The following is a 6,985-nucleotide window of genomic DNA, read 5'->3' on the forward strand; positions in this document are numbered from 1 at the left end:
ATCCGGGGGTCTTATTTTGAGTGCTTTGAAAGCGTCGTAAGCATTGCCCATCATTTCAGTCCTTGCAAGAAAGCGTTTGCCTTCTACCGTTAGCTCAACTGCCCTTATCTCTTTCAAGTCTTCAAGTATTTCTGCGTAAGAGAAAGCACTTCCAATCTCTTTCAACTTTCTGCATAAGGCAGTCTCCATTACAAGCGCAAGGAAACAGATCATTATGTGTCCCTTCACCCTCGCGTCTGTGTAATGGTATATAGGACGAAGATCGAGTCCGCTCTTCAGTTCCCCGTAGCAAAAGGGACAGACTCGATTTTTTGCTAACTTGTCGTTTCTGTCTTGAAGAAAACCCTCACAGATTTTGGTCTGCGATTTCTCTTCTTAATGGGAAAATCGGAGTCTGACCCCATTTGTTCCTTTGAAGACTCTATTACCAGAGTATCCCACTACCAGAACTCTGTTCGTGATTTCTCAGAGGAAGCCATAATAAGAGATAGAACCGTCAGATTACACCAGAGAGTTGTTCGCTTCAAGTCTGTTAGAGTTCCTCTCAAGATAGTTGTGGCCGAGCTGGATGATGGGAGAAGAACCACCCTAGTCTCTTCAGATACTGAGCTTTCATCTGAGGATATCTTTCTGTATTATCTCAACAGATGGTCCATAGAGTCCTACTTCAAGACTGCCAAACAACACTTCTCGCTCGGCAAAGCCCGACTCTCAACTGAAGATGGCCACAAGCATTGGACTATCCTGGTTATTCTTGCCTATCTGATTTTCAATGACCTTCACCGATTCATTCTCGAGAAGACTAAGTCTCAAACAAAGAGGTATAAAGTCTTCGAAACGATCCAAAGAGCTATCTCTATGCTCAGGTCTTTACTCTTGGAACAGGTCAAAATCGACTTCCATCTCCTCGATTCCTGTTTCCGCTCTCCTTCTCTTGCTCCTTTCTATTAGCTGTAACATTCACGCACTTCGTGAGTTATGGGTTATCCTACTTTTGCTCAGATTCAAGAAGCTCGAAAGAATTCATCAAGGAATAGAAGAGAGTTATGCAGGTTGTGAGAATCAGAGAAAACAGTATAACAAGGTGCGCAGGAAATCTGTCTATTACAAATCCATAAAGAGCCATTCCTACAGGCATACTTATCTGGGCAATCAGAGCGATTACCGAAAGAACCCGGGTTCTGATTTCAGAAGGCGCTGCCATTTGGAAATACACTCCAACAGGAGTATTGACAAACGCGTTGAAGAATCCAATTGCAGCAAAAAGTGTCGTTAGCACCAGAACATATACCCACGACCTTTCTCCGAAGAAACTTACAAACCACGGAAAGCTAAGGCAGCAGAAAATATAGAAGAATATAAGTTGAAGAAGCAATCCGATCAGGACTATTTTCTTTCTTGCGAACTTTCCCACAATTGCTGAAAGGATAATGTTTCCCAGAGTAATCCCTACGAGCCACGAAGAATTGATAATACTATATTGATAACTGTCGAACTTAGCAACTTCCCTTGCAAAAAAAGGAACAACGAGCAAAATCACAGGACCCATGATGAGGTTTGTGAGCGTTATAAAAGACATCATCCTCAAGACACCTGATAGTCTTTTCAAGGCTATCAGTCCATTCTTAAAGTCCTTCCAGACTTGCTCCATGGTCAATTTTCCATTGAGAGAACTCTTCTTGTAGTCTATGAAGATTTCAGAAATACCAGATGCAATGAAAGTCACTGAATTAACCAGAAAGACAAACCCCATTCCGATGGGATAGAGGACTCCGCCCAGAATCGGTCCAATTACGTAACTTAGGCTATCTGTGGCGTTTACGATAGAATTCGCATAGATTAGATCACTCTCTTTGACTATGTCTGGAAGAATAGATCTTGTAACAGGATCAAAGAATATATCTATTGTGGAAATTATCAGCTGAAACAAATATATATAAATGATCCCCATATGTCCGTTGAAGGTCAGAATGCACATGAAAAGAATAATAGCGCCGCGAAGCAAATCAAGATGTACCATTATCGATTTTCTATTGATCCTGTCTCCAAGAACTCCTGCAAGAGGGGCAAAGATGATTTTGGGCAAGATGCTTATAACGAGAAAAGTACTCATGGCCCTACCCGAGCCAGTTATGTCTAATATGTACAGCGAAAGGGCAAGAGACTGTATTCCGCTCCCGAGGAGAGATACAGATCTACCAAAATAGTAGATCGTGAAGTTTCTGTTCTTAGTGCGAAGACCGAACTTCATTCCTCATACCCCTTTCCCTCTTGAAAGTCGAGAAAACTATTATTAGTAGTGCTGGAGTTGTTACCTGCCATGTTGCATAGAGGATAGGGACTATCAAGATTGCGATAGAAGCTATAAGATATAATTCGGCAACCTCCATTGCAAACCTCTCTTGCAGCACATTGTCGGCAAGCTTCTATACTGTTCGTATTCACAGTGCGAGATCTCCTCAAACAATTCTTTAGAGAGTCATTGTAGACATTTCCTAGATGGAAGTTGTTTTTGATCTGAGAAGCGAGATCACATATACTAACATCTCCATCAGGGTACACGAACAATGATGTCTTTCCACCAGAGCAATATAGTGGTGACCCTGCCTTTGGAGAGAAAAATTCGATTTGAGCTTCCTTGTGCTCACTTCTGGCTGCTTCGACGAGTCCAGAAACATAGTTTGCTTCCTTGGATGAGAGAGCCATCTCAGCAAGTGCCTTACCAACCGGAATTACAGATACTAACCTTATTTGCTTTATACCCATGTGACAAAGACTATCTATAAAGGCCCCTATTTCTTTGTAGTTCATTCGAGTGACGGTAGACCTTGCACTAACATCAATCCCATACCATCTTGACCAGAAGATTGCACGGAACGCATATTCTAATGATCTCGCTGTTCCAGATAAGTAGTCATTACTATCGGCATTGAGTGAATCTATGCTAATTTGAATTCTTTTCAGTCCGGTTTTCTTCAAGTCTTTTATGAATTCTTTGGTCAATCTGATACCTTTGGACGATATCTCGCAAGACCTGAATCCTTCTAAACGTACAACATCTAGAATATCAAGGATTCCTCTATATTCAAATGGATCTCCTCCTGAGAGTATTATGTGCTCAGCCGAGAGGCTACGGGCCTCTCTAATTATGCTAATTGCCTTGTCTAGTGTAAGTTCCTTTGCCTGTGTTGAGGCTCTTCCATAACTTCCAAAGCAATAGATACAGTTGTAATCACATCTTTCTGTCAGGATAATGCCTATGCTCTCTAATTCTTCAGAGACTATAAAATCATCTGCCATCTGTGGAACGAACATGAATTTCATCTCTTCATAGGGGTTGATTTTTGCGGATAGTTTTCTATCAAGGTAGTTTACTGCACCGCTTAAGACCTCTTCCTCTAGGAATCCACTTACCTTCTCTAAGCATTCATCAAAACTCTTGTCATAAAGTCTTGCAACCTGGTTGATTATGTCGTTCAAAGTGTTAGTTCCATCGCATAAGGACAGTATGTAACCCTGTGTTTGTGAGATGAAGCGGTGCAGGTTTCTGTCCAAACGAATCTCCCAAAACCCTTTGTTGGTACTTATCAATCGTACTTCAGGTGATAAAAGATACGCCGAATCAGCCATATACTATCTCCTTTATTCTTCGATAGGAGTATTCTGATGCATTTCTATGATGAAATTACCCCTAAAGTCCAGATATGGATGTAATAACCCGGAGATCTTGACAGTATTTTTTTACAACTTGATTGAATATACTCGTTTGAAAGTTCGGGAATTGTTGTACTCAGTACTCAGGTAATTGATTACCAGATAACTATTGCTGTGTGACACCAGGGCTCTTCAATGTTTTTCATCCAAGAATAGTCGAAGAACTCGTAAAACTCTTTGATTTCTTCCTTTAGATCTTCCACTTCGGAACCTCCTTCATAACATGATGGATCCATTAATTTTCCCAAGACCTCCGGACAGCCAATTTTTTCGGTACAGTAGAGATTATAGATCTTTGGATATGATTTTCAAGTTCCTATCTGCTATAATGCTCTTAATTAGACAATTATAGGTCTATGTTTCGTTGCACTCAAAGACAATTGTCTTTTTTGATGCATAACACTATAGTTCTTCATGTGTTAGAGCTTGTTCTTGTTAGATTGGCGAAAACTCAAGAGCAAACCTATTTCTTTCTTTGCAGTAGCTGAAGGAGAGTTGAGTTGAATCGCAAGATACCTAGTCTACTTAATGGCGAATTTGGAATATTCTACTCAAGACCTATTGTCAATATGTACATGGATAAACTCCCCACCTCAGAATGGAGAGAGTTCATCAAAATTCTTGATTGCATGTATGCCGGAGAAGATTCTTCTGCTATTGTCTCAATGATTGAACATGGATTAAATAGAAGCACGAGGAATCGCAGTCTCTTCTATCTATTACTTTCTTTAAAGCTGCTTGTGTCAAATGATGAAAATGACGAACTATACAACAAACTGAGAAGAGAGTTTGGAAGAATACCTTCTGGAGTGCGCAAAGAAGTCGCATGGGCGCTTACCAATTATTACGGTCTCTACCATCCAGAAAGAGAAATCAGGGTTTTTAGGGTCTGGAGTGAAGTATACGAGAAAGAGAGCTCTGCGAAAATACTTCTCCTAGTTGGAAGAGCAAGAAGCGCTGCTCAGAGGGGGAACAGAGATCAGGCTCGAGATTTGTTTGAAGAAGCCTTGAAAATGGCAAAGAAACTTGAAGATCCACAGGGGTTAATTAATGTACTCAACGATTATTCATGGTACATGAAGCAGGATAACATAGAATATTCGTTGAAGCTAGCGGAGAGAGCTGCCTATTATTCAGGTTACTACGATGAAAAGCTTAGCTCTGCTTCGTGTGTACTGGACACTCTTTCAATTATCCAACATGAGAGTAAGGATAAAGGGCTGTACAACACCATCGAATTACAAAGAATGACTGGCTTTGAGAAGGACGGTCCACTGCAAACGCTGCGGGATAGGCTTGCAGTTGTTGAGCTTGAACAATCGGAGTATCCAAACGAAGACTTGACGAGATCATACTTGAAAAAACACATAGAAAATGTTAAGAACACGAGCAGAAAAACATGTGTGGCGTGGGATAATTTGAGTTACTTGCTGAACGGCATAACAAGAAGAATAAGAGGTGTGACTCTTAGGAAGATAATCGTCGGATTGGAAATAGCCGTAGATCTCTTAAATGATCCTTTCCCGATTGTTAACGAGTATGTGAAATCCAAAGTCGAAGAAAGTTTCGAGATAGCCATTAATGAACTCGGAAAGCTTTCATCAAATGATGCGAAGAAGCTAGTTCTTTCAACTTACTCTGCTCTTCGAGATAGAATGGGTAGCTTTCCCTATTTGTGCCGAAAAGGCGTGTTATTAAGAATAGTTGAAGCTTGTTCAATTGATCTGCATACGCTTAAAGAGATAGCTAAGAGGCGATACGAGCTAATGAAGTTCATTGGACAACTTTTCGATCTTCATCCCTTTCTTGAAGGTAGAAGAGACGCTGCAATGAAGTTCTTGGATGTCATGCCGAAAAGAAAAAGCGAAGAATTCATCTCTGGGTATCTTCAACTTACGGAGAAAGAGAGAGTGATCATAGATACTTTTATGAGAGACTATGCGCGCTACAACAGAGATTGGGGAGTTAAATTAGAACCTATCAGCGAGCTCAAGTTGTTTGTGCAAGAGTACGGATTGAAAAATGTTCCTTCTACTCTAGCATACTGGGTACTAGATACTAAGAGATGTAGAACAAAGCTAGTGAATCTTTTGATGAAGTTTTCGTGATACATCGGAAGTAGCTTCGTTGAGGATTGCGCTGTTATCCAGATCTACTGAATTCGAAGGATTTGTGTATTACTATCTATGGTAAAATCCTCTTGGTCGTAGATGTGAAACAACCATAAGTCCACGGCCGGTGTCTTCTATGCATAAAAGTCGCGAAAGCATTTCATAACCTCCCCCGGATCATAAGAGATACTTCAAAAAAGGGAGGAATAATCTATATGATAAAGAGACTGGACAAAAGTCAATACTCAAAAGTCATACCCCTCGTGAGAGGACTTGACAGGTATCTTTCGGTCAGGGCCGTCTTACAGGAGGATGTCGAAGGCTTTGTCTATGCCGATGATGTGATGAGTCCCGATACGTATTTCGTTTGGGAGATCTCCGGCGATTCAGGGTTCTATCTCGAAGGAGAGCCTTCAGAGGGCAGGGCAATTGAGGTTAACCGGGTAATAAGGGAAGAACTCTACGCTATCGGGAACGAATCCAGCAGGTGCGTCGATTTCACGCTGTACACATACCCGCAGGCCTGGGAAGAGTATATACCTCTGATCCTGAAAGACACTTATCCGAGAAGGTATTTCCGCAGGAGCTTTCTTCTGGATAAACCGAAAACCCGGGAGATCGATCTGCCGACCGGCTTCTATCTGTCAAATGTGGACAGGGATTTTCTGGATAGAAGACTCGACGGGGACGAACATGTCCGCAAATGGGTAGAGGATCCGTGGAGATCTAAAGAGAGGTTTCTTGAGAAGGGATTTGGCTTATGTATTCATACCGATACCGAGGCCGTCAGCTGGTCGCTCGCAGATTACGTGTCGGGCAATCGGGTGGAAATAGGGATTCAAACGAACAAAAAGTACAGGCGCAGAGGCTTTGCGTCGATGGTGATAGACGCGATGGTTAACGGGGCAATCGAACGGGGCTTCGATAGAATCGGCTGGCATTGCTGGGGCGATAACGACGCTTCGGCCTCCACAGCGCTGCGTGCAGGGTTTAATGAGATAGAAAAAGCACAAGTCCGCAATGCCCGTAGCAAAAGGGCAAAAGGGACAGACTCGATTTTTTGCTAACTTTTCGTTTCTGTCTTGAAGAAAACCCTCACAGATTTTGGTCTGCGATTTCTCTTCTTAATGGGAAAATCGGAGTCTGACCCCATTTGTTCC

At 41.9% G+C, this 6,985-nt stretch carries 5 protein-coding genes and 1 pseudogene; 3 read left to right on the forward strand and 3 right to left on the reverse strand.

Translation table 11 applies throughout. The features are described 5' to 3' along the window. Positions 1-282: pseudogene (locus ENN47_12605) on the reverse strand (IS1634 family transposase). 51 nt (positions 283-333) lie between these two features. On the opposite strand from ENN47_12605, the gene ENN47_12610 reads away from it, so the two are divergent. Continuing rightward, complete coding sequence (locus ENN47_12610; protein HDP78989.1) at positions 334-951, forward strand: hypothetical protein; 618 nt, start codon at positions 334-336, stop codon at positions 949-951. A 37-nt stretch (positions 952-988) separates the two neighbouring features. Here ENN47_12610 and ENN47_12615 read toward each other — a convergent pair whose 3' ends face one another. Beyond that, positions 989-2,251 carry an MFS transporter gene (locus ENN47_12615; protein HDP78990.1) on the reverse strand — a complete coding sequence of 421 codons (1,263 nt, stop codon included), beginning with the start codon at positions 2,249-2,251 and terminating at the stop codon, positions 989-991. Beyond that, entirely contained in the window at positions 2,248-3,630 is a 1,383-nt protein-coding gene (locus ENN47_12620) for a radical SAM protein (GenBank protein HDP78991.1), read from the reverse strand. Before ENN47_12620 ends, ENN47_12615 begins: the two co-directional genes overlap by 4 nt. Before the next feature lie 584 nt (positions 3,631-4,214). Here ENN47_12620 and ENN47_12625 point away from each other — a divergent pair. Then, the gene (locus ENN47_12625; GenBank protein HDP78992.1) at positions 4,215-5,822 is read left to right on the forward strand and encodes a tetratricopeptide repeat protein; all 1,608 of its coding nucleotides are present in this window, start codon (positions 4,215-4,217) and stop codon (positions 5,820-5,822) included. 218 nt (positions 5,823-6,040) lie between these two features. Next, entirely contained in the window at positions 6,041-6,892 is an 852-nt protein-coding gene (locus ENN47_12630) for a GNAT family N-acetyltransferase (protein ID HDP78993.1), read from the forward strand. Positions 6,893-6,985 lie beyond the last annotated feature (93 nt).

The organism is Mesotoga infera, assembly GCA_011045915.1.
Classification (GTDB): domain Bacteria; phylum Thermotogota; class Thermotogae; order Petrotogales; family Kosmotogaceae; genus Mesotoga; species Mesotoga infera_D.